At 44.9% G+C, this 23454-nt stretch carries 27 protein-coding genes; 24 read left to right on the forward strand and 3 right to left on the reverse strand.

Annotated elements, in window-relative coordinates:
* Positions 1–270 precede the first annotated feature (270 nt).
* The 15 genes from DW251_RS07450 (at position 271) to DW251_RS07515 (ending at position 11120) form a co-directional block, all read left to right on the forward strand.
* A complete protein-coding gene (locus DW251_RS07450; RefSeq protein ID WP_118300610.1) occupies positions 271–1938 on the forward strand; it encodes a Na/Pi cotransporter family protein in 1668 nt (555 codons plus the stop codon).
* Between the two features lie 224 nt (positions 1939–2162).
* A complete protein-coding gene (pdxS, locus tag DW251_RS07455; RefSeq protein ID WP_021870862.1) occupies positions 2163–3044 on the forward strand; it encodes a pyridoxal 5'-phosphate synthase lyase subunit PdxS in 882 nt (293 codons plus the stop codon).
* A 1-nt stretch (position 3045) separates the two neighbouring features.
* The gene (pdxT, locus tag DW251_RS07460; protein WP_118300611.1) at positions 3046–3618 is read left to right on the forward strand and encodes a pyridoxal 5'-phosphate synthase glutaminase subunit PdxT; all 573 of its coding nucleotides are present in this window, start codon (positions 3046–3048) and stop codon (positions 3616–3618) included.
* Between the two features lie 29 nt (positions 3619–3647).
* The gene (locus DW251_RS18480; RefSeq protein WP_279217524.1) at positions 3648–3773 is read left to right on the forward strand and encodes a hypothetical protein; all 126 of its coding nucleotides are present in this window, start codon (positions 3648–3650) and stop codon (positions 3771–3773) included.
* Positions 3774–3954: 181 nt separating this feature from the next.
* A complete protein-coding gene (locus DW251_RS07465) occupies positions 3955–4194 on the forward strand; it encodes a DUF2442 domain-containing protein (RefSeq protein WP_021870864.1) in 240 nt (79 codons plus the stop codon).
* Between the two features lie 30 nt (positions 4195–4224).
* Positions 4225–4974 (forward strand): hypothetical protein, encoded by a 750-nt coding sequence (locus DW251_RS07470; protein ID WP_118300612.1) that lies wholly within the window; start codon positions 4225–4227, stop codon positions 4972–4974.
* A 91-nt stretch (positions 4975–5065) separates the two neighbouring features.
* Positions 5066–5299: a hypothetical protein gene (locus DW251_RS17795; protein ID WP_147352220.1), complete on the forward strand. Its 234-nt coding sequence runs from the start codon at positions 5066–5068 to the stop codon at positions 5297–5299.
* 213 nt (positions 5300–5512) lie between these two features.
* On the forward strand, positions 5513–5956 hold the full coding sequence (locus DW251_RS07475; protein ID WP_147352221.1) for a hypothetical protein: 444 nt from the start codon (positions 5513–5515) through the stop codon (positions 5954–5956).
* A gap of 13 nt (positions 5957–5969) precedes the next feature.
* Positions 5970–6845 carry a hypothetical protein gene (locus DW251_RS07480; protein ID WP_118300614.1) on the forward strand — a complete coding sequence of 292 codons (876 nt, stop codon included), beginning with the start codon at positions 5970–5972 and terminating at the stop codon, positions 6843–6845.
* A gap of 19 nt (positions 6846–6864) precedes the next feature.
* Positions 6865–8004: a hypothetical protein gene (locus DW251_RS07485; protein WP_118300615.1), complete on the forward strand. Its 1140-nt coding sequence runs from the start codon at positions 6865–6867 to the stop codon at positions 8002–8004.
* Positions 8005–8016: 12 nt separating this feature from the next.
* Complete coding sequence (locus tag DW251_RS07490) at positions 8017–8997, forward strand: DUF3137 domain-containing protein (protein WP_118300616.1); 981 nt, start codon at positions 8017–8019, stop codon at positions 8995–8997.
* Complete coding sequence (locus DW251_RS07495) at positions 8972–9358, forward strand: hypothetical protein (RefSeq protein ID WP_118300617.1); 387 nt, start codon at positions 8972–8974, stop codon at positions 9356–9358. Before DW251_RS07490 ends, DW251_RS07495 begins: the two co-directional genes overlap by 26 nt.
* Before the next feature lie 32 nt (positions 9359–9390).
* The gene (locus DW251_RS07500; RefSeq protein WP_118300618.1) at positions 9391–9915 is read left to right on the forward strand and encodes a DUF3592 domain-containing protein; all 525 of its coding nucleotides are present in this window, start codon (positions 9391–9393) and stop codon (positions 9913–9915) included.
* A gap of 577 nt (positions 9916–10492) precedes the next feature.
* Positions 10493–10729 carry a type II toxin-antitoxin system prevent-host-death family antitoxin gene (locus DW251_RS07510; RefSeq protein ID WP_118300619.1) on the forward strand — a complete coding sequence of 79 codons (237 nt, stop codon included), beginning with the start codon at positions 10493–10495 and terminating at the stop codon, positions 10727–10729.
* Between the two features lie 25 nt (positions 10730–10754).
* Entirely contained in the window at positions 10755–11120 is a 366-nt protein-coding gene (locus DW251_RS07515) for a PIN domain-containing protein (RefSeq protein WP_243034899.1), read from the forward strand.
* Positions 11121–11250: 130 nt separating this feature from the next.
* On the opposite strand, the gene DW251_RS07520 is transcribed toward DW251_RS07515, so the two are convergent.
* Together DW251_RS07520 and asnA are read right to left on the reverse strand one after the other, a co-directional pair.
* Positions 11251–11907 (reverse strand): trimeric intracellular cation channel family protein, encoded by a 657-nt coding sequence (locus tag DW251_RS07520; RefSeq protein ID WP_021870930.1) that lies wholly within the window; start codon positions 11905–11907, stop codon positions 11251–11253.
* 21 nt (positions 11908–11928) lie between these two features.
* A complete protein-coding gene (gene asnA / locus DW251_RS07525; RefSeq protein WP_118300621.1) occupies positions 11929–12936 on the reverse strand; it encodes an aspartate--ammonia ligase in 1008 nt (335 codons plus the stop codon).
* A gap of 256 nt (positions 12937–13192) precedes the next feature.
* Between asnA and DW251_RS07530 the strand changes: the two genes are divergently transcribed.
* The 6 genes from DW251_RS07530 to DW251_RS07555 all read left to right on the forward strand — a co-directional run bounded on the left by DW251_RS07530 (position 13193) and on the right by DW251_RS07555 (position 18327).
* Entirely contained in the window at positions 13193–14386 is a 1194-nt protein-coding gene (locus DW251_RS07530; protein WP_021870928.1) for a phosphopentomutase, read from the forward strand.
* A gap of 166 nt (positions 14387–14552) precedes the next feature.
* Positions 14553–15215 carry a hypothetical protein gene (locus DW251_RS07535; RefSeq protein ID WP_118300622.1) on the forward strand — a complete coding sequence of 221 codons (663 nt, stop codon included), beginning with the start codon at positions 14553–14555 and terminating at the stop codon, positions 15213–15215.
* A gap of 60 nt (positions 15216–15275) precedes the next feature.
* Positions 15276–15884 (forward strand): imidazole glycerol phosphate synthase subunit HisH, encoded by a 609-nt coding sequence (gene hisH / locus DW251_RS07540; RefSeq protein WP_021870925.1) that lies wholly within the window; start codon positions 15276–15278, stop codon positions 15882–15884.
* Between the two features lie 36 nt (positions 15885–15920).
* The gene (hisF, locus tag DW251_RS07545; RefSeq protein ID WP_021870924.1) at positions 15921–16682 is read left to right on the forward strand and encodes an imidazole glycerol phosphate synthase subunit HisF; all 762 of its coding nucleotides are present in this window, start codon (positions 15921–15923) and stop codon (positions 16680–16682) included.
* A gap of 86 nt (positions 16683–16768) precedes the next feature.
* Complete coding sequence (locus DW251_RS07550) at positions 16769–17449, forward strand: uracil-DNA glycosylase (protein WP_118300623.1); 681 nt, start codon at positions 16769–16771, stop codon at positions 17447–17449.
* A 35-nt stretch (positions 17450–17484) separates the two neighbouring features.
* Positions 17485–18327, forward strand: coding sequence for an undecaprenyl-diphosphate phosphatase (locus DW251_RS07555; RefSeq protein ID WP_118300624.1), 843 nt, complete (start codon positions 17485–17487; stop codon positions 18325–18327).
* A gap of 111 nt (positions 18328–18438) precedes the next feature.
* Here DW251_RS07555 and DW251_RS07560 read toward each other — a convergent pair whose 3' ends face one another.
* The gene (locus tag DW251_RS07560) at positions 18439–19470 is read right to left on the reverse strand and encodes a 3-deoxy-7-phosphoheptulonate synthase (protein WP_021870921.1); all 1032 of its coding nucleotides are present in this window, start codon (positions 19468–19470) and stop codon (positions 18439–18441) included.
* 523 nt (positions 19471–19993) lie between these two features.
* Between DW251_RS07560 and tyrS the strand changes: the two genes are divergently transcribed.
* Genes tyrS through DW251_RS07575 form a run of 3 tightly spaced genes read left to right on the forward strand, consistent with a single transcriptional unit; the run spans position 19994 to position 23324 of the window.
* Positions 19994–21220, forward strand: a complete 1227-nt coding sequence (gene tyrS / locus DW251_RS07565; RefSeq protein WP_021870920.1) for a tyrosine--tRNA ligase — start codon at positions 19994–19996, stop codon at positions 21218–21220.
* A 23-nt stretch (positions 21221–21243) separates the two neighbouring features.
* The gene (locus DW251_RS07570) at positions 21244–21975 is read left to right on the forward strand and encodes a hypothetical protein (protein ID WP_021870919.1); all 732 of its coding nucleotides are present in this window, start codon (positions 21244–21246) and stop codon (positions 21973–21975) included.
* Complete coding sequence (locus tag DW251_RS07575; protein WP_021870918.1) at positions 21972–23324, forward strand: MATE family efflux transporter; 1353 nt, start codon at positions 21972–21974, stop codon at positions 23322–23324. The genes DW251_RS07570 and DW251_RS07575 overlap by 4 nt, the downstream gene beginning before the upstream one ends.
* Positions 23325–23454 lie beyond the last annotated feature (130 nt).

The raw sequence follows: 23454 nt of genomic DNA on the forward strand, positions 1-23454 counted from the left end.
CCACCGCCCTGTTCGGGGCGGTCTTTTTTTGCTTCAAAACTGTTAAAATATATTATCGATATATGGATAATATAGCGTAATTTTACAAACAATTTACCTGAACTTTACATAACCGTCCAACAATCCGTATTGACGACTGAGAAAATATCCCGTATAATGAGCAAGTGTAAACTCAAAGTAAAAATCAAGTAAAGAACAGGAAAAAACGTATATTATCAATATATAGATAATATTTAAAATACCCTGTTCCTTAGGAAAAAGGAGTAAAAAATGGGAGTTGAATTGCTTTTGGGCCTTCTGGGAGGTCTGGCGCTGTTCCTGTATGGAATGCAGATGATGAGCAACAATCTGGAAGCAGCTGCCGGAAACAAGATGAAGCAGATCCTGGAAAAGCTGACCACCAACCGCTTTATGGGAATCCTGGTAGGCGCAGGCATCACAGCACTGATCCAGTCATCTTCAGCTACAACGGTTATGACCGTAGGCTTTGTAAACTCAGGTCTTATGTCACTTAACCAGGCTGTGTGGATCATTATGGGTGCTAATATCGGTACCACCATTACCGGACAGCTGATCGCTTTGGACGTAGGCGCTTTAGCACCGCTGATTGCATTTATCGGTGTTGTACTGGTGGTTTTTGTAAAGAATAAAAAGCTGCAGCACATCGGCGGCATTGTTGCCGGAGTAGGCGTTATCTTCATCGGTATGGGAATGATGAGCGATGCAATGCTTCCTCTTCGTGATGAACCGGAATTTATCCAGCTGATGACCAGCTTTAAAAACCCGCTGTTAGGTGTTATGGCAGGTGCGCTGTTTACTGCAGTGATCCAGTCTTCCGCAGCTTCTATCGGCATCTTACAGGCACTGGCTGTAAGCGGCGTGATAGGCCTTCACAGCGCTGTGTTCGTACTGTTCGGTCAGAATATCGGTACTTGTATCACTGCTGTTCTGGCTTCTGTGGGAACCAACAGAAATGCAAAACGTACTACAGCCATCCATCTGATGTTCAACGTAGTCGGTACAGTTATCTTTGTGGTACTGTGTATGGTAACACCATTCGTAGACTGGATGATTACCACTAACCCGGCAAATCCTGCTGCACAGATCGCAAATGTGCATACCATCTTTAATATTGCCACAACTGTAATATTATTCCCATTTGGGCCGATGTTAGTAAATATTGCAAAGCAGATCCTTCCGGATACCCAGGTAAAGCATGTGATGGATGCAGACCAGTGGTTTGAAGGCCTGATGGCTTCCAAGCATCATCTGGGTGTTTCTACCATTGCCATCAGCCAGATCCATGAAGAGATCCGGGATATGCTGGCTATAGCTGCTTCCAATGTTTCTGACAGCTTTAAGGCCATGGAACAGGGACCGGGTGAAAATGGTATCCAGGAGATCGCAGACAGAGAAGAGGAGATCGATCTTTCCAATGTACGTCTGTCAAAGAAGATTTCCAAGGTTCTTGTTTTAGACCAGACACCTCAGGATATTGAAGCATTAAATAAGATGTACAGTATTTTAGGAAATATCGAGCGAATTGGCGATCATGCAATGAACCTGGCAGAATATGCCCAGACCATTCAGGAAAAGAACCTGAACTTCTCTGATTATGCAAAAAATGAATTTAAAGTCATGGACGAAAGCTGTGCATTAGGTATGGAGCTTCTGAGAAAGGCAGCAGCCGGAGACAGTGACTTTACCCTGGAGAAGATCCAGGCGATCGAGCAGAAGATCGATGATATCACCGACAACTTCCGTCAGAACCAGATCGACCGTATGCGCGAAGGCCACTGTAATGTAGAGTCCTCTATCCTGTATTCTGAAATGCTTACAGACTATGAGCGTATTGGTGACCATATGTTAAACATTGGTGAAGCATATGATGTGATCCAGTGGAACAGTGATAAAGTGGCTGCTCTTGCAGAAGAATAAACGTATCCAATAAAGAAAAATAATAACAAATATCCCAAGCTGTATTTACTGAACAACCGGTAGATGCAGCTTAATTTATACGCAAACTGGACTGGTTAAAAATATGATAATTGGCTATTATAAAAAGTCCACATATACGTTATACTCTAGTCAATCCAAAACGTTTCGGGCCAATCAATAAAATATTTTAAAAATATATCAGATAAGACCAGGAGGTTTGAAAGATGAATACAAATACAGAGAGATACGAATTAAATAAGCAGCTGGCACAGATGCTAAAGGGCGGCGTGATCATGGACGTTACCACACCGGAGCAGGCAAAGATCGCAGAAGAAGCAGGCGCATGTGCGGTTATGGCTTTAGAGCGTATTCCTGCAGATATCCGCGCAGCAGGCGGCGTATCCCGTATGAGTGACCCGAAGATGATCAAGGGCATTCAGGAGGCAGTTTCCATTCCGGTTATGGCAAAATGCCGTATCGGACATTTTGTAGAGGCACAGATTTTAGAAGCCATTGAGATCGACTACATTGATGAAAGTGAAGTATTATCCCCTGCAGATGAAGTATTCCATATTGATAAGAGAAAATTCAAAGTTCCGTTTGTATGCGGCGCAAAGGACTTAGGAGAAGCATTAAGAAGAATTAATGAAGGCGCTTCCATGATCCGTACAAAGGGCGAACCTGGAACCGGTGATGTTGTCCAGGCAGTACGTCATATGCGCATGATGAACCAGGAGATCGCAAAGATCGTATCCATGAGAGAAGATGAACTGTTTGAAGAGGCAAAAGTATTAAGAGTGCCTTATGACCTGGTAGAATATGTACATAAAAACGGCCGTCTTCCAGTTGTAAACTTTGCAGCAGGCGGTGTTGCAACACCTGCAGACGCAGCTCTTATGATGCAGTTAGGAGCAGAAGGCGTATTTGTAGGTTCCGGTATCTTTAAATCAGGAGATCCAAAGAAGCGTGCAGCAGCCATTGTAAAGGCAGTTACCAATTATACAGACCAGAAGATGTTAGCAGAGCTTTCTGAGGACTTAGGAGAAGCCATGGTAGGCATCAATGAGCAGGAGATCAAGCTTTTAATGGCAGAAAGAGGAAAATGAGATGAAGATAGCCGTTTTAGCAGTTCAGGGCGCTTTCATTGAGCATGAGAAAAAGCTTGAAAAGCTGGGAGCCCAGTGTATCGAACTGCGAAAAAAAGAAAACCTGGAAGAGGATTTTGACGGTCTGGTACTTCCCGGCGGTGAGAGTACGGTTCAGGGAAAGCTGTTAAAAGAACTTGGCATGTTTGATGCTTTAAAAGAAAAAATAGAAGCGGGGATGCCGGTACTTGCCACCTGTGCAGGACTGATCCTTCTGGCAAAAGACCTTACCAATGATGACCACCGTTATTTTGCTACACTTCCTGTTTCCGTAAGAAGAAATGCTTATGGAAGACAGCTTGGCAGCTTTCACACAACAGAAGAATTTGAAGGCATTAGAAAAGTGCCTATGACCTTTATCCGGGCGCCTTTTGTGGAAAAAGCAGAGGAAGGCGTAAAAGTGCTTGCAAAAGCAGATGGAAATATTGTAGCTGTACAGTATAAAAATCAGATTGGAATGTCCTTTCATCCGGAACTGGATGAAGATGACCGTATCCACCAGTTGTTTTTGGACACAGTAAAAAAGAATAAATAAGACGATGAAATAAAAATGGGGGTGTGCATATGCCAAAAACAAAATGGAATCTGAATACCATATACATATCGGAAAGACTGCAGGAGAGCCTGCGGCCCATCTCCCGCAGTGCCAGCAGCCAGATGAGCCGTCCTGCCATCAGCAGCAGTACATAAATCAGATTTATTCCAAACTTCATATTGAGGGCGATACCAGAACAAAAAGGAGTCAGCTTGTAGAGCTGTTCTTACCAAATCCCTAACCTTTAGTTAATGGTTATCCCATATGATCCACCGTACAATATCAGTACGGTGGCTTTTTTAATATCTTTATGACACGGCAGAAAGGAGGGTACTCTTGAAACGGAGATATCTAAAGGATGTTACAACGCTGCCCGATTATATTTTGCAGGTCGATTTTGTATCGGGAAGCCGGCTTTTGCTGGACATGAAGCCTTATCTGGATAAGATCCGTTTTCTTTCGCTTGCGGATAAGAACGTGTGGAGTAGTGCTGTGACCAACGGTATCTTTGTCCGCTTCGGAGATGTGGAGCTGAGCCACGATGAAATATTGTCCATGGCAGAACAGGAACACTAACGCAGCTTTGCGAAAAGGGAGGAATGCAGGATGAAAAAATGGAAAAGTAAGTTATTTCCCGTAATCACACTGGCAGTGTGTCTGGGCCTTGCTGCCTGCGGTGGAGGGGCTGAAAGCGAAGGCAGCAGCGATGACCAGGAAGACTACGAAGAGACTGAAAACAGTGCTCCGGAGTCTTTTGAAGGAATGGTGAAGGATCCGGATATCACGGCAGTTTATGACATGTACTGGGGTACCTGGATCGGCGAAGATGACAGCGAACTGATCGTGGGTTTAAACGGCAGTGGGGAAGACCGCTTTGAATGGTACGACGAGGATGACAACCTGATGGCCAGCGGTTATATCCAGCTTGTGCCGGAGTATGAAGCAGACTATTTCTACAATGAACATGATGGTTGGGCTCATCATGTCTGGCGGGATGAGGATGGGGCACTTCATATCGACTCCTTCGGTGTGTTTACCAAGAAACCTCTGGGGAGAGATGTAAGTGAAAGTGACTGTGAGGAATTGGCCGGGGTCTGGTTTTTAGATGGAGAGGCAGATGCGGCCAGTGTGATCGAGATCGAAAAGGATGGCAGTTGGAGCCTTTCAGAGCGCCCGGATGGTGACGGGGATCCGGCTGAAGTGGATTCAGGAATACTCCAGGTAAATGAGCGGGGCGATGATCAGTACTTTGCCGTTTCTGAGCAGTTTGACGATGTGTTTTATCCGATCACCTTAGCGGAACCGGGAGCTATGTACTGGGGATATACAAATGAATACTATGAAAGAAGTGAATGACCAGCAGAAAGAGATGGCCTTAAAAAAGAAAATATATTTGCTTCCTGTTCCGGCCTTGCTCCTGTGTCTGTATCTGGCAGCCTGAAGCAGCTTGGTTGATACAAGATCCTTCGGCTCCGCTTTACCGGACGGCTTGGAGCCGGTCACAGATATGGCTTCCCTTGATGGTACCTGGAGCATTGCCGGAACCACAAAGCTGTATTTTGACAGCAGCGGCGGCTATTATATCTATCGCGGATGTAATGGCCTTGGCGGCCGCGGAGAGTTTTCAGAAGTGGACGGCAGACCCATGATCGAGTTTAACGGGAGAAGACATCCGTATTAGAGAAACGGATGGGAAAGACTGGGGAGAAAACCGTCTGAAAACAGCACTGGCTGAGGGCGAAAGCGCTAAGATCGATCTGGGAAAATATACGATGGCAGAACTGGGCAGAGGTTTTCAGGTTCAGTTTTACGGCGAGGATGAAAAGCCGGTCAATCCGAACTATGATCCTGATACTGCGACGATCTGATCCCGAGTTAACGCATTCCTGTTTTGATGGGAGGAGCGCTGCCCTTTACCAACATGCAAAACCTTCGCACGGAAAATAATGAAGATGGAACATACCGCTATGAGGATTTCACGCAGGATGGCCAGATCCTTGTGGTAAATACGGTAGAGCCGACCCGGTTCGTTCCGGAGGTCCAGGATCTGGAAGATTATCTGACAGCCTGCGCTTTTGCCTTAAGTGATACGGATACCTATGAACTGTTATCTGCAGAAGAAAATGAGGAATATACCGAGAACTTAACATACCCGGTGTATATCGTAACGTATATCGCAGGTGAGAATGAGGATACCCGGAAATGGACGGTATTTGCTATGGATACGGACCGTTATACCTATCTTTACGGGTTCTGTGAGGCGGTGGATACGGAAGAAGATATGGATGAGATTTACCAAAGTATTTTTTCGCAGCTGTATCTGAGTGATGAAAATTAGGGAGGGGTGACACATGAAGAAAAAAATGCCGTATGTTCTGGCGGGAATATTATTGATGATCAGTTTGATGTGTATGGCCTGCGGCAGCACACAGGAGGCAACTGCATTACCGGATGACGCAAATGAAAGCATTCAGGATGAGGAAGATGAGGATCTGCAGAATGATCCGAACGATGGCCTGGGCGGTGATCTGAATGAGGACACAGTAAATGATTTCAGCGGCTTTGAGGGTATCTGGCTGGGAGAAGCGAACAACGATTACGATTACATGGAGTTTGATAGCGAGGGGAACTGGACCCTTTACTTAAGCGGAGAGGTCATGGATGAAGGGTATCTTCGTTATGAGCCGGAGTGGGAAGCTATTTATGCCTACAGCAACCGGGATGACTCCGGCAGCCGGATCGCTATGGAAGAAGGGCAGCTTTACAGCGCAGCCTATGGTTACTTTAACCCGGGCGAGGGTATGGAGTATCTCTGGTATAAAGATGGAGGAGAGTTTACGGAAGATGATGAGCCGGTTGCCTATGTGGAAAACGGATCGGGTGGAAGTGGAAATCAGAACGCACATCCGGATTCCTACTGGAGCTGGGATTCGGATCTTTGCCAGCGGAATGTTTCTGAATTTGAGGGCGTCTGGTATTATGACGGCGATCTCTCGGCAGAGATGTATGTCGTGATTGATGGAAATGGAGACTGGAGTTATTACCAGCGCACTCCGGGTGCTGAGGCTGCAGAAATGGATCATGGCATATTCACTTATTCCACGGATGAAACAAGTACCTATTATGCGGATTCTACCGTATATGATGGCGTATCCTACAAGGTATTCGACTTTGACAGCGATATGCTCATATGGGGAGATGAAGGCGCTTATTACCGGATGGAGTGATGGAAAGGAGGAGCAGAGTATGAAGAAACGACAGATAAAGCGATTTTTCCTTACTGTGCCTGTAGTGCTTGGTCTTAGCCTAGTGGCCTGCGGTGCTTCCGGCAACGTGGCGGGTGATGACTGGCGGACCAGCGGTGTGGTGGCCGGCAGCGGAACGATTACCCACGATGGGCAAAGTGATGTTCTGGTCAGCTTTATTGATGAATATGGAGATAATCTTTCCACCATTACGATCGGGGAGGAAGACCAGGATACTGCTGAGGAAACGGATCCGGCTATGAACCTGGAAGACTATGTGGGTCTCTGGGAATATCAGGGGGAGAACCGCTGGCTGCGCATCCACGATGATTCCACCTGGGAATTTGTAAATGACCAGGATGATGTGATTGAATCGGGTACGCTTTGGGTGGAAGAAAACGGAATTACGCTTCACTTTGATGGAAGCGGTGACACCTTACAGCTTGATTTTACGGTCAGTGGCGATCTGATGGATCTTACCAATGGCGGAAGTCTGTTCCCGGTAGAAGCGATCCAGTCCAGCGTGCCTTATTTTACCAGAAATGGCCTGGAAATGAATGCCGAAGTGGAACTTGGTACATTCCTGTTAGCAAATGGCGCAAGCAGCTATTCCGGGGAAGGCAATGGCTACCGCCGGAGTGACTGCTATTGGGAAGTTACGAAAAAGGCGGATGATATCCATGACGGCATCCGTGATCTGCATTTTGACGCGATCTGCTATATTCCGGAAAGTGCAATTTCAACTGCTGCGAATGGGACGGTCGTTGTGTCCAGCGAACTGTACGATGCCTATACAGGCATGTGGCTGACAGCGGGATCAACGTTTAACAACAGCAGTCGCGGCGACAACTATTATCTTCACACCGTCAGCTGGAGAGGAAACAGCTATCTGATCGAATTCACCTATTCCACAGACTGGAATTTCCAGGTAGGTGACTGGGGTGCGGTCCTGACTAAGAGTTATTCCGTCTATATGCCGGCCGACTACGATGGCCTTGTGTTCGCGGCTCAGGCGGAACCAGATACTTACCAGGAAAGTGCCAGAAAGATGCAGCTGGACAGCATTTTTCCGGAAGCCTGTGTTCTGGATCTTGATACCTTAGAACCGTACAGCAGTCTGTATTTCAGCCTTTGTGATTAAGGGGGGAGTTTTATGAAGAAAAAAAATAGAGCTTCCGTTTCCTCCAAACCGATAAAGATGACAGATGCAGAGCTGTCAAAAAAGCTGGGACATTATCAGGCAATGTCCGTCATCTGGTTCTGGGTGGGAGTGGTTGGCGCAGTGAGCGGTGCCATTTTCTATTTTGTGTTGCAGAATAAGGCACTCAAATCGCTCCTTGTGGCAGTGCTGTTTTTTGGCGGCATTTTCTGCGCATACTTTTTCAGCGGTGGGGCACAGAAAAAACTGAAAGTCCTGATGCAGGAGCAGATGGGAGACTTTTTCCGCGCAGAGTGGGAAAAGGCTTTTGGGCCGGATATCCACACCCAGGAAATGCGCATTGATGAACCGTTCATGAGGGCGCATCATCTGCTGGACGGCAAATGGGAGGAGTGCACCGTGGAGAACTTCCACGAGGGCGATCATGGTGGCATACATTTTTCTGCCGCTAATGTACAGCTGGATCATGTGTACCAGAGAGGATGTTCGCACGATGGCTATGAAACCTGCAGGAAAATGGTCTTTAAGGGCATCGTCCTTCGCTGCAGGACATGGGTTCCGGTTCCCTCGCCCGTTCTTGCTAATGTGCGGACGGAGGATAGTCCATGCGGTGTATTGACGGGCAATAATATCTTTGACTGCAGATTCTGCGTCACGGCAAACAGCAAGCAGGATGCCGCGTGTCGTCTTACCCCGCGGTTCATCGATTTTTTGACGAAGTTTGATCGGGATGTGGAAGGGCAGATCTTGAGTTTTTGCTGGGAGGGAAAGATCTTTTCCCTGGTATTGGAAACGGATTTCGGTATTGCAACTATAGCGAGCAGCGTAGACCTGAGTGACCTGGATGCGGCGCGTCGAAGCTACATCCGATCTTTAAAGGAACTGGGCAGCGTGCTGGACCGCCTGATCGAGGGTCCCGCTTTAACCGACGTGGTGGAAAGGGAAGAATATGGCAGAACAGAAAATGACAGATGAGCAGTTATCACAGGAACCGCATAAGCGCAATGGCGGCAGGGCTGGTGGAACGCTTCTTTCGCTGCTTTGCGGAACCATGCTGTTTTCGCTCTGCTCTCAATCGGTAGCTGCCGCAGCCGGCACACAAACAGGAAGCAGCATAATCGTAAGCACAAGTAATTTGTGTGAACATCAGCCGGAGCATGACGATGAATGCGGCTACTCTGAAGGAACAACAGGAACAGCCTGCAGTCACGAGAACACAGACGATTGCTATACGGAAGTGCTCAAGTGCGTCCATAAACATGATGATGAATGTGGCTATTCCCCCGCTACCAGGGGAACACCATGCGAATTTGCATGGGATGGAAAAGAAAAATAAATCAGCCGGAATATAAATGGTCGGAGGTGTGTATGAAAAGAGTTAAAATCCTGGTGTGTGGGTTTAGCCTTGCGATTGCACTGGTAGCGTTGCCGTTCCCGTATATAGACGATATCACATCGGGCCTCGGCTTCAGCATTGCTGCAGTGCTTTTTGCCTGGCTTGGTATTCTGGAAAGGAGAGGAGCAAAAAATGGTTACAAACGTGATGTGCGGTTATATTCAGCCAGTACCATGATGAAAGTGGTGCATGTGGAAGAGTCTGAATATGACAGGTGGGAGGATCAGCCGGATGGAAGTTCAAAGCTGCGCCGCGAAAAGGCATATCTTCCAACTTACGAATATTCGGTGAATGGAAAAACATACCGGTACCTCAGTTTTCAGTCGGTTTCCAGTAAACGAGATGTGGGAAAGCAGGTGGTTGGATATTATAAGCCAGACCGGCCGGATCTCATCACGGAAAACCGCCCAAGAAAGCCAGTGTTTGGTGGATTCTTATATTTCTACGGTGCTGCGATCTGTCTGTTTTTCGGCATTGTGACATTTACTGGAATGTGATGACCAGATGTTGATATCATATAGGGCGCGACTTATAGTAATATATTCCTGTAATATTTTAATGAAGCATTAAACAACTTTTTTGACGAACGCACATTATTTTGTTGTAATTTAATGTGTGGGAGGACGATTTTTACCTTTTGCAGCGTAAGTACGGACGTGGAATCTATTCCCACGATACCGCACTGTACCTGCTGGGTTATTCGGACCGTACCCCGGCGAAATATACGATGACCTTTCCGAAAGGCTACAATGCGCCGTCTCTGAAGCTATGAAACGCTATGCGGCCTCCAAAGACAAAAATATTCACAAACTGATGAAGTACGCAGATCAGCTTCGCGTGAAGCCGGTAGGGATCTCATATGGATGGAAACTCTTGCACGCTTTAACGTAAAGTATCGACATTTGCCATCAGAAAGATTTGCTGATGAATATGCAATTCGGGAATTATCGCAATACCTGTAAAATATGCGGATGCGGCAGCCTTTATCGATGGTCGTATGAATTTTGGCATAACGCTTGATATATTAGCTAATTTAACATATAATAGAATTAGCTAATAAAGAGAGGTGATTTTATGATTACTGCTACCGCAACAGCAATGCAGAATAATTTTGGTCGTTACCTGAACCTTGTGATGTCTGGACAGGAAATTATCGTAACAAAGAATGGAAAAGAAGTTGGAAGGTTTATTCCAAAAGAGGCTGCTGTATCTTACCTGACAGATTCTCTTACAGGAATTCTAAAAGAAAAAAATGACCTGGCTAAGATTAAAGAGGAGGATTTGAAAGCAAAGTATGGTATTGTTGATTGATGCCAATATACTACTGGATGTTCTGATGAATCGCCAGGAATTTGTAACTGATTCTTCCATGATTTGGAAACTCTGTGAAACTGAACAGGCAAAAGGATATATTTCCGTGCTGACCTATGCAAATATAATGTATATAATGAGAAAACAGTTAACACCAGAAAAGATTGAGGAAGTATTTCATAAGCTGAATTTGATTTTTGAGTTTGCAGATTTTAGTCCGATTATTTTGGAAAAATCCGTGAATATGAAATGGCCAGACTTCGAAGATGCGGTACAAAGTGCAACTGCGGAAGCGATTCATGCTGACTATATAGTAACGCGAAATATAAAAGATTTTGTGAAAAGCAAGGTTGTTGCATTTACACCGGGCGAATTGTTGGCAAGATTATAAAAATATTGATAAAATAGAGCAAGGGCGGAAAGATGCGTCCTTGCTTTTCTAATCCTTTGTGATATGTGTGTTCCACAGAAGCCCTATTTAAGTTTGGAGCTGGAATTTCATATTTTTGTGGAAAATGAGATCAGGACTGCTTTAGCGCTCTTGGCAGGTTCCAGCAATAATGAGTAGCCAAAAGCCGGATGGCAATGACCAAAGCAGCGCTTGTGATCATGGCAATATCATTATTCACAGGGCTGGAAAGCAGGAAGGAATAACAGATCCCACCTGCAATGGAAGCACATGCATAAACATGTTTTTTCAGGATATAAGGGGTCTGCCTTGCCATAATATCCCTTAAAAGTCCGCCGCCTACACCGGTAAGCACACCTAAGAAAACGGAGAGAAAATGATAATCCCCGTATCCTGCCATTACAGCCGTATCAATCCCGGTTACTGTAAAAGCAGCCAGTCCAATGGCATCGAAGATATTCATCAGCTTTTCATAGGTGACGATACAGTCACCTTCCAGGAAATGCTGGTTCATACGGATGACGATAAAAAGGACCATGACAGTAATAAATGCCATGATCGTGTAGATCGGGTTTGTAAAGAGGCTGGGAGGAACGATCCCTAAAAGGATGTCCCTCATCATACCGCCTCCAACTGCCGTTGTAACACCTAATACAATGATCCCCAAAAGATCAAGGTTCTGCCGGATCGCCACCATTGCGCCGGAGGACGCAAAGGCAATGGTACCTACAGCCTCGATGAGAAAGAAGATCGAAATAGAATTCCCCATAAATGATCGGCTCTCCTGTGATTACAGTAAGTAAATTTTGTGCTTCTTGCAGGTGTCACGCATTTCTTTAGGCCAGATACTTGCCTGTACTTCTCCGATGTGGGCTCTGTCAAGTAAAAGCATGCACAGACGGGACTGTCCGATACCGCCGCCGATGGTATATGGAAGCTCGCCGTTTAAAAGCATTTTGTGGTATGGAAGTTCCATACGGTCCATGCAGCCGGATTTTTCAAGCTGTTCTCTTAAGGAAACTTCATCAACACGGATACCCATACTGGAGATCTCAAGAGCGCAGTTTAAGGTTGGATACCAGAAAAGAATATCACCGTTTAATTTCCAGTCATCATAGTCCGGTGCGCGGCCGTCATGCGGCTTTCCGCTTGCCAGTTTGTCACCGATCTGCATTAAGAATACGCAGCCGTGTTCTTTGGTGATCAGGTTTTCACGTTCCTTTGGTGTTTTGTCCGGATACAGTGCTTCCAGTTCGCTGGTGGTGATAAAGAAAATATCATCTGGAAGCTGGTTTACAGCCTGTGGATATTTGTACCATACTTCATGCTGCATGTGCTTAATGATCTTAAAGATCAGGCGTACAGTATCCTTTAAGGTCTTTTCATTGCGGTCTTCTTTGTTGATGACTTTCTCCCAGTCCCACTGGTCTACGTAGCAGGAGTGGAGATTGTCCAGTTCCTCATCTCTGCGGATCGCGTTCATGTTGGTGTAAAGACCTTCACCTGGCTGGAAACCATATTCTTTTAATGCCATACGTTTCCACTTTGCAAGGGAGTGTACTACTTCCATAGTCTCACCGGGGATAGCAGCCATATCAAAAGACACAGGGCGTTCTACGCCGTTTAAGTTGTCGTTTAAACCGCTGCTCTTTTCTACGAACAGAGGTGCGGAAATACGCTCCAGATGCATTTCGCGTCCCATTTCTTTCTGAAAGGTATCGCGGATATATTTAATGGCATCCTGGGTCTCACGTATATCCAGACGGGGATCATAGTGTTCCGGTATAATCAGTTCCATTGGTATTTTCCTCCTGAGAAATGTTATGTACTCCCGGAAAATGGGAGAAACATACAATACGTACATGGTAACATTATTACAAAGAAGCTTCAAGTGAAATTTGATAATAATGGCAAAGGTTTTATGAAAATTTGTTCCTGTAAAAAGTGCCATATGGCATTTTTTATTTTTCCTTTTTGTGTATACTGATGTTAGAGACAGAAATAAAGCAGAAAATGTATAAAACATGGGAAATCAATGGGAGGAAGTATAAACGATGAAGAAGTTCAAACGTATTTTTGTGATCGTAATGGATTCTTTTGGCGCAGGCCATGCAAAAGACGGTGCTGCCTATGGGGATGATGGGGCAGATACCATGGGCCATATTGCAGAAAAACATGATAACTGGAAGATCCCAAATCTGACCAGACTGGGACTTGCAAATCTCCATCCTTTAAAGGGAGTAACACCGGCAGAACATCCTCTGGGCTATCAGCTGGTATTAAACGAAAAAAGCTGTGGTAAAGATACCATGACAGGACACTGGGAAATGATGGGAATTTATACCACAAAGCCATTTGTTACCTTTACGGATCATGGTTTTCCGCCGGAACTGATCCATGAGCTGGAAGAGCGCACCGGACATAAGATCATTGGAAATAAGAGCGCCAGCGGTACAGAGATCCTGGATGAGCTGGCAGAGGAAGAGATTGCAACCGGTCACATGATCGTGTATACATCCGCTGACTCCGTACTTCAGATCTGCGGAAATGAAGAGACTTTTGGACTGGATGAACTTTACCGCTGCTGTGAGATTGCAAGGGAACTGACCTTAAAAGATGAGTGGAGAGTAGGCCGCGTTATTGCAAGACCTTATGTAGGAAAGAAAAAGGGTGAGTTTAAGCGTACCAGCAACCGTCATGACTATGCTTTAAAGCCAACAGGAAAGACTGCCTTAGATGCATTAAAAGAAAAGGGATATGATGTGATCTCTGTAGGAAAGATCCGTGATATCTTTGACGGCGAAGGCATTACAGAGGCGTATAAGTCAAAGAGCTCGGTTCATGGTATGGAGCAGACCATTGATATTGCAAAAAATGAAGACTTTACAGGTTTATGCTTTATCAACCTGGTTGACTTTGACGCGCTGTGGGGCCACAGAAGAAATCCGGAAGGTTATGCAAAAGAAGTGGAAAACTTTGATGTGAAGCTGGGTGAACTGTTACAGGATCTGAAAGAAGATGACCTGTTAATGATCACTGCAGATCATGGAAATGACCCGACTTGGACCGGTACAGACCATACAAGAGAGCAGGTACCGCTTCTGGTTTATTCCCCGTCTTTAAAAGAAGGCGGAAAATTGCCGGAAACAGATACCTTCGGTGTGATCGGCGCTACAGTTGCAGATAACTTTGAAGTGAAAATGCCGGAAGGAACCATCGGTACTTCTATTTTAGAGCAGTTTAAATAAAGATTATAAATGTTTTGAAGCAGGCAGAGGGGAATTCTGCCTGCTTTTTTGAAATTATCTTTTTTATGCGGGCGTTTGCCGGTGTTTATAAACAGTTTAATTGAAATGAAAGGCTGTCTGTGGTATTATGTTGATTGACATAATTTGCAGGAAGGCAGAAAAATCCATGGAAAATACAAAAGCAGAGGTCAGAGAAAAGATAAAAGAGGCTCAGAAAGTTCTGATCGGGATCGGGAAAGAATGGGCGCTGCGGGATGATGAAAAAGATATCCGTTTCCGTCATTTAAGCGATCCGGCCCAGTCTGATCTGAAGGCAGCTTATGAGGAACTTTATCAGCTGATCCAGGATAAAGATTATTACATTGTTACTACTTTAACAGATGGAGCCATTTACGAAATGCCTTTTGATAAAAACAGGATCGTAGCTCCCTGTGGAAATATCCACTGGAGACAGTGCTCCAAAGCCTGCACAAAGGATATCTGGGAAGAAGGAGAAGTACCGGATGATATCTGTCCACACTGCAAGGCGCCTCTTACCGGAAATACTTTAAAGGCAGAAACATATATTGAAGAAGGCTATCTTCCAAGATGGAAAGATTATATGAAATGGCAGACCGGTACCATTAACCGTTCTCTGGTGATCCTGGAACTGGGAGAGGGATTTTCTACGCCTACGGTAATGCGCTGGCCTTTTGAGAAGATCATTTATTTTAATCAGAAATCAAAATTATACCGTATCAATGAAAACTTTTACCAGCTTCCAAAAGAGGCAGAGAAAAGAGGAGTTTCTGTCCATGAAAATTCAGTTCGCTGGATGCTTGAAAAATAAAAAGCAGAAAATGGCAGATAAACTGCATATACAGACAAAAGACGAAAGAGAGGAACGACCATGATCGCTGTAATAGACTATGACGCAGGAAATTTAAAAAGCGTAGAAAAAGCGCTGATCTTTCTTGGAGAAACACCAGTCATCACCAGAGACAGAGAAGAACTTTTAGCTGCTGACAAAGTGATCCTTCCAGGCGTAGGTGCCTTTGGGGATGCCATGGACCGTCTGCATCAGTATGGACTGGTGGATGTGATAAAAGAGGTTGTAAAAAAAGGGACTCCTTTTCTTGGCATCTGCCTGGGACTGCAGCTGATGTTTGAAAGCAGTGAAGAAAGTCCGGGAGTAGAAGGTCTTGGACTTCTCCCGGGAAAGATCCTTAAGATACCGGAGACGCCGGGAATGAAAGTTCCTCATATGGGATGGAATTCTTTAAAGATCGATCCCAACTCCAGACTGTTTAAGGGAATTCCAGATGGAAACTATGTATATTTTGTCCATTCCTATTATCTGAAAGCAGGATCTGAAGATATAGTGGCAGCAACAACAGAGTATGGAACCCATATCCATGCAGCGGTGGAAAAAGGTAATCTTTATGCCTGCCAGTTCCATCCGGAAAAGAGCAGTCAGACAGGACTTAAGATCCTTGAGAATTTTATCAGCCTGCCATAAAGATTTTAAAAGTACGCAGAGAAAGGAAGAAAAAATATGTTTACAAAAAGGATCATTCCCTGCCTGGATGTGAATAATGGCCGGGTGGTAAAAGGTGTTAATTTTGTAAATCTGAAAGATGCCGGTGATCCGGTAGAGATTGCAGCTGCTTATGACAGAGCCGGTGCAGATGAACTTGTATTTCTGGATATTACAGCGTCTTCTGACCATAGAAAAACAGTAGTGGATATGGTGCGTCAGGTAGCAGAAAAGGTATTTATCCCTTTTACAGTAGGCGGCGGTATCCGTACAGTAGAAGATTTCAGACTGCTTCTTCGTGAAGGCGCAGATAAGATATCCATTAATTCATCTGCTATTGACAATCCACAGCTGATCCATGATGCAGCCCAGAAATTCGGCAGACAGTGCGTCGTGGTTGCTGTTGACGCAAAGCGCAGGGCAGACGGTTCCGGTTGGAATGTATACAAACACGGTGGACGCTTAGATACAGGTCTGGATGTGCTGGAGTGGGTAAAAAAAGCAGACTCTTTAGGAGCAGGAGAGATTCTTCTTACCAGTATGGACTGTGATGGAACAAAAGCCGGTTATGACAATGAACTGACTGCAGCTGTAGCAGATCTGGTCAGTATTCCTGTGATCGCTTCCGGCGGAGCTGGAACAAAAGAGCATTTTTATGATGCACTGACTAAGGGAAAGGCAGATGCAGTGCTGGCAGCGTCATTATTCCACTATAAAGAACTGGAGATCTGTGATCTGAAGGATTATCTGGCTGGCAGAGGTATTTCTGTGCGCAGATAAGATTATCTGTTGTGTAGATAAAAATATTGGCATTAACAGATAAAAGACTGTGAAAAATACAACATCACAGAAGAAAAGGAGCAAAAATGGCTGCAATATCCAATGACTGGCTTGAACCATTGCAGGGTGAATTTAAAAAGCCATATTATAAAAAATTATATGATACCGTACTTCACGAATATCAGACCCGCAAGATATTTCCTGCGCCGGATGATATTTTCAATGCATTTTCTTTTACACCATTGGCAAATGTAAAAGTCGTGATCCTTGGCCAGGATCCATACCACAACGACGGCCAGGCACATGGACTGAGTTTTTCCGTAAAGCCGGATATAGATATCCCTCCGTCCCTGGTGAATATTTATCAGGAACTTCACGATGATCTTGGCTGTTACATACCAAATAACGGCTATCTGAAAAAATGGGCGGACCAGGGCGTTATGCTTTTGAACACTGTTCTTACAGTACGTGCCCATCAGGCCAATTCCCATCATGATATTGGCTGGGAGCAGTTTACAGACGCTGCCATCCGGGTCTTAAATGAACAGGACCGTCCGATGGTATTTATCCTGTGGGGCAGACCGGCCCAGGCGGAAAAGGCTATGTTAAACAATCCAAAGCATATGATCTTAGAGGCGCCTCATCCAAGCCCGTTATCTGCTTACAGAGGATTTTTCGGCAGCCGTCCTTTCAGCAAGACCAATGATTTTCTCAGGGAACATGGTTTGGAGCCGATTGACTGGCAGATTGAAAACATAGAAAAATAAATATAAAAATAAAGATAAAAATATAAGGAGTAATAATGAGTATAGTAGAAATTTTAAAGGTGATCGTTCTGGGAATTGTGGAAGGTTTCACCGAATGGCTGCCTATCAGCAGCACAGGTCATATGATCCTGGTAGACGAGATCATCCATTTAAACCAGCCGGACGCATTTAAAGACATGTTTCTGGTAGTGATCCAGTTAGGTGCCATCCTTGCAGTTGCGGTCATGTATTTCCAGAAATTAAACCCATTCAGCCCATCTAAATCAGCCAGACAGAAGCAGGCAACCTGGGCATTGTGGATCAAGATTGTGATCGCATGTATCCCGGCAGCTGTATTGGGCCTTTTATTTGATGACTGGATGGAAGCTCATCTGTATAACGCATATGTAGTAGCAGCTACACTGATCATTTATGGTGTGCTGTTCATTGTTCTGGAAAACAGCTCTATTACAGCTAACCCATCCATTACCAAAGTTGGTCATGTTTCCACTAAAACAGCTCTTTTTATTGGTCTGTTCCAGCTTCTTTCCCTGGTTCCGGGAACTTCCCGTTCCGGTTCTACCATTTTAGGAGCAATGGTACTTGGCTGTTCCAGAGGCGTGGCAGCAGAATTTTCCTTCTTCTTAGGTATTCCAGTCATGTTTGGAGCAAGTTTTTTAAAATTAGTGAAGTTTTTTGTAAAAGGAAATGTATTAACTGGTCCTCAGATCTTTTACACCATTCTGGGAATGGCTATTGCTTTTGGCGTATCTGTATATTCCATCCAGTTCTTAATGGGATATGTGCGCAGACACGACTTTAAGTTCTTTGGATACTATCGTATTATCTTAGGCGTTGTAGTGCTTGCGTATTTTGGAATTACAGCACTGGCTGCCTGAAAAATATAAATCCCCAAATGCCTACATGGCAGGCAGATAAAAGATCGCAAACAAAAAACTCCGTCCTGTTATCATATCAGGAACGGAGTTTTTTAATACCGATCTTAATTTTTAATCAGCCATCTCAGCAATATCATACAGCAGCTTCTCAGACTCATCCCATCCAAGACATGGGTCAGTAATGGACTGTCCGTAGCAGTGTTCGCCGATCTTGTGGTTTCCTGGCTCGATGTAGCTTTCGATCATCAGGCCTTTTACCAGATGACGGATGTCATCAGAATGGCGGCGGCTGTGAAGCACTTCTTTTGCGATACGAACCTGTTCTGCATACTTCTTGTTGGAGTTGGAGTGGTTGGTATCTACGATGCAGGCCGGGTTCTTTAAGTTTCTCTTGGAGTAAAGCTCAAAGAGCAGGTGCAGGTCCTCATAATGGTAGTTCGGGATGCACTGTCCATGTTTATTGACAGCACCGCGCAGGATGGTATGGGCTAATGGATTTCCAGGGCAGGAAACTTCATCACCGCGGAAGATAAAGTCATGTGGCAGCTGGGCTGCTACAACAGAGTTTAACATAACGCTGAGATCGCCGCTGGTAGGGTTTTTCATACCAACCGGTACATCACAGCCGCTGGCTACCAGACGGTGGTACTGGTTCTCTACAGAACGCGCGCCAACTGCAATATAAGACATGATATCAGACAGATACTGAAGGTTATCCGGATACAGCATTTCGTCAGCAGTAGACATTCCGGTTTCACGGAATACCTTCATGTGCATATGACGGATCGCTAAAATTCCCTGAAGCATATCAGGCTTTTTTTCCGGGTCCGGCTGATGGAGCATACCCATATAGCCTTCGCCTGTGGTTCTTGGCTTATTGGTATAAACTCTTGGTACAATGAGAAGTCTGTCTTTTGTCTTTTCCTGAACCTTTGCAAGACGGTTTGCATAGTCGCAGACAGCATCTTCATTATCTGCGGAACAAGGTCCGATGATAACAAGGAATTTGTTGCTTTCTCCGGTAATTACTTTTTTGATCTCTTCATCTCTTTCAGCTTTTAAAACTGCCAGCTTCTCAGGCAGAGGGAACTGTTCTAAGATCTCTGCCGGGCTTGGAAGTTCATTTACAAGTTTGAAACTCATGTCTTCTTTATCCTCCCGATGTAACAACTTATGAAAACAAATGTCTGCCGGTGCAGTCACTTCTTTTTCTTTAGGACTCATTATAGTATAACTTTGTGGAAGTTGCAACGCAAAAAAATCCCATTGACAAAAATGATATAACTGCCTATAATAGCCTTAATTTCATGACTTGGCAATGATGGGAACAAGTAATTTTCTGCAAAAGCATACAGAAAGCAGCCGGCAGATGAGAGGCGCATGGAAAGCAGAACATGAATACATCCCTGAGCTTTGCACCGAATAACATAAAAGTTTAGTAGGCTGCAACGGAGATGGTACACGTTATAGTACCCGGGTATCCTCGAAAGAGCGTACCTTTTAAGGCAGGCAGTGTGAGCTGTCTGTGAATTAAGGTGGTAACACGGGCTTACAGCTTCGTCCTTTAGCGGGGACGAGGCTTTTTTTATTCCCTGTTCCTTGTACATGAAAGAAAAAATTGCTATACTTAGAATTAAGATATAATGCGACGAAAGGAAAGAAAAAAATGCAAATCTACGAAGAGTTAGTTGCCAGAGGCCTGATCGCCCAGGTAACAAATGAAGAAGAAATCCGTAAAATGGTAAACGAAGGAAAGGCAGTTTTCTACATCGGTTTTGACCCAACCGCTGACAGCCTTCATGTAGGACATTTCATGGCACTGTGCCTGATGAAACGTCTCCAGATGGCAGGAAATAAGCCGATCGCCCTGATCGGCGGCGGAACCGGTATGGTAGGTGACCCATCCGGACGTACAGATATGCGTAAGATGATGACTCCTGAGATCATCCAGCACAACTGTGACTGCTTCAAGAAGCAGATGAGCCGTTTTATCGACTTCTCCGATGGAAAAGCCCTGATGGTAAACAATGCTGAGTGGCTGATGAACTTAAACTACATCGAATTCTTAAGAGAAGTAGGACCTCATTTCTCTGTAAATAACATGCTCCGTGCAGAGTGCTACAAGCAGAGAATGGAAAAAGGTTTAAGCTTCTTAGAGTTCAACTACATGCTGATGCAGAGCTACGACTTCTATGAGCTGTTCCAGCGCTACGGCTGCAACATGCAGTTTGGTGGTGATGACCAGTGGAGCAATATGTTAGGCGGTACCGAGCTGATCCGTCGTAAACTGGGCAAAGACGCTCATGCTATGACCATTACCCTGTTATTAAACTCCGAAGGCAAGAAGATGGGCAAGACCCAGTCCGGCGCTGTATGGCTGGATCCTGAAAAGACATCTCCATTTGACTTCTATCAGTACTGGAGAAATGTTGGTGATGCTGACGTTCTTAAGTGCCTGCGTATGCTTACCTTCCTGCCATTAGAGCAGATCGATGAGATGGACAAGTGGGAAGGAAGCCAGTTAAATAAGGCAAAAGAAATCCTTGCATTTGAGCTGACCAAGTTAGTTCATGGTGAAGAAGAGGCAACAAAGGCACAGGAAGGCGCAAGAGCTTTATTTGCAGGCGGCGCTAATACAGATAATATGCCAACCTGCGAGTTAAGTGAAGAAGATTTCGCAGATGACAATATTGACATTTTAACCGTTCTTACAAAGTCCGGCCTGGCTGCATCCCGTTCTGAGGCAAGAAGAAACGTAGAGCAGGGCGGTGTATCTGTTGACGGAACTCAGATCAAGGATATCAAGGCAGTATTTGCAAAAGACCAGTTTGCAGGTGACGGCGTTGTAGTTAAGCGCGGAAAGAAGAACTTTAAGAAAGTTATTTTAAAGTAGGACAGATGAGAGGAGGATGTTAAGTGAAAAAATGCGTGACATTGCTTCTGGCAGCAGTTCTGGCTGTCGGAAGCGCCTTCTCTTCTCAGGCTGGCTCTGCCTTTAAAAAAGAAGTTCCCCTTACCCTGCATATGGATATCAATAACAGGCAGACTCCTATTTATGATGGATATACTTCCTATATAATGGGAAACCGGGCATCTGAAAAAGATACATTTACCGTTACAAAAAATTCAGACACCTTAAACCTGGATGATGTGACCTTAAGCTATTACCTGGTTACTTATGACGGCGGAACAGAGAAAAATCTGGAATGCCGTGTATATGGTCTGAAAGAAGGAGAACATTATCCGGTGGTCCGCCCGGAAACATTTAGCCGTGAAAGCGAAAAAGGAGATGTTTACGACTCCCTGGAACGCTGTTACGTGGTGGAATTTTCCAAGGATGATGAGCGCAAAGAATATTATTTTACCATGGCTCCGGAAACAGATATGGCTGCTTACCGTAATATCCATCTGGGAAAATGGGAAAAAGATGTAAAAGGATGGCGCTACCAGTATCAGGGAGAGTACCTTACATCCTGGGCAAAGATCAATGATAAGTGGTATCTTTTTGGCATGGATGGATATATGTTGACAGGCTGGCAGGACTCTATGGGAGCCTTGTATTATCTGAACCCTTCAGACGGCGTGATGATGACAAACTGTACCATAGATGGCCGCAGGCTAGATGGGAGCGGAGCATACAGAGAATGAAAAAATCATATGAAATAGACATGTGTAACGGCCCTCTTCTGGGCAAGATCCTTGTTTTTTCAATTCCCCTTATGCTTTCAGGTATCCTTCAGCTGCTTTTTAATGCAGCGGATATCATTGTAGTAGGAAGATTTGCGGGAAGTACAGCGTTAGCAGCAGTTGGCTCTACGGCATCTTTGATCAATCTGATGATCAATGTGTTTGTAGGGCTTTCTGTGGGTGTTAACGTTTTAGCAGCCAGATATTATGGCGCACAGAAAGAAAAAGATATCCAGGATACGGTACACACAGCGATCATGATGGCTATATTAAGCGGTCTGTTCCTGGTAGTTCTTGGAGAAAGTGCTTCAAAGCCTATGCTCACACTCATGGGAACACCGGATGATGTACTGGATCAGGCGGCACTGTATCTGCGGATCTATTTTTTTGGAATGCCGGTGCTTATGATCTATAACTTTGGCGCAGCTCTTTTAAGGGCAGTGGGGGATACCAGACGGCCTCTGTACTTTCTGTTTGCGGCCGGTGCAGTAAATGTAGTGTTAAATCTGTTCTTTGTGATCCAGCTGGGAATGGGAGTAGACGGCGTTGCCTGGGCTACTGTTATTTCTGAATGTGTATCAGCAGGTCTTATTATCCGCAGTCTGATGAAGGAAAACGGAGCCATGAAGCTGCATCTTACAAAACTTCGTATTGTATCCGGAAAGCTGACACAGATTGTGCGTGTAGGTCTTCCGGCAGGTATGCAGGGAGCGATCTTTTCCATATCCAATGTGCTGATCCAGTCATCTGTTAACTCTTTTGGTTCCATTGCCATGGCGGGAAATACGGCTTCTTCCAATATTGAAGGCTTTGTATACACAGCCATGAATGCGGTGTATCAGACCAGTTTGAGTTTTACCAGCCAGAACCTGGGCGGTGAAAAATTCAGCCGTATTGATAAGATAAAAAATATCTGTCTTGGAGTTGTTACTGTAGTTGGACTGGTACTGGGATGGGGCGCAGTTCTTGGCGGCCATCAGCTGTTGGGTATCTATTCCTCTGATCCGGAAGTTTTAAGCTTTGGTATGCGAAGACTGCGGATCATCTGCGGTACCTATTTCCTTTGCGGTCTTATGGACTGTATGGTAGGAAGTTTAAGAGGAATGGGATATTCTGTGATCCCCATGTTTGTATCCCTTACAGGAGCATGCGCATTCCGTGTATTCTGGATCTTTACAATCTTTGCGGTCAACCGCACGCTGGAAGTGCTGTACCTGTCCTATCCGGTTTCCTGGATCATAACAGCAGCATCCCATATGGTTACATATTATATAGTACGAAAACATTTCCCGAAAGAAGATAAGGCTTAGTTACTGGGCATTAGATCCTTTCGGGATCTTTTTATGTCTGGATTTGCTAAAAGAAATAGAAAATGACTGGTATGTTTTGGTATCTTCCTGATTGCATGAAATTGGTCTGACTGGTATAATACTAGGTATC

This window comes from Clostridium sp. AM22-11AC (assembly GCF_003473545.1).
Classification (GTDB): domain Bacteria; phylum Bacillota; class Clostridia; order Lachnospirales; family Lachnospiraceae; genus Enterocloster.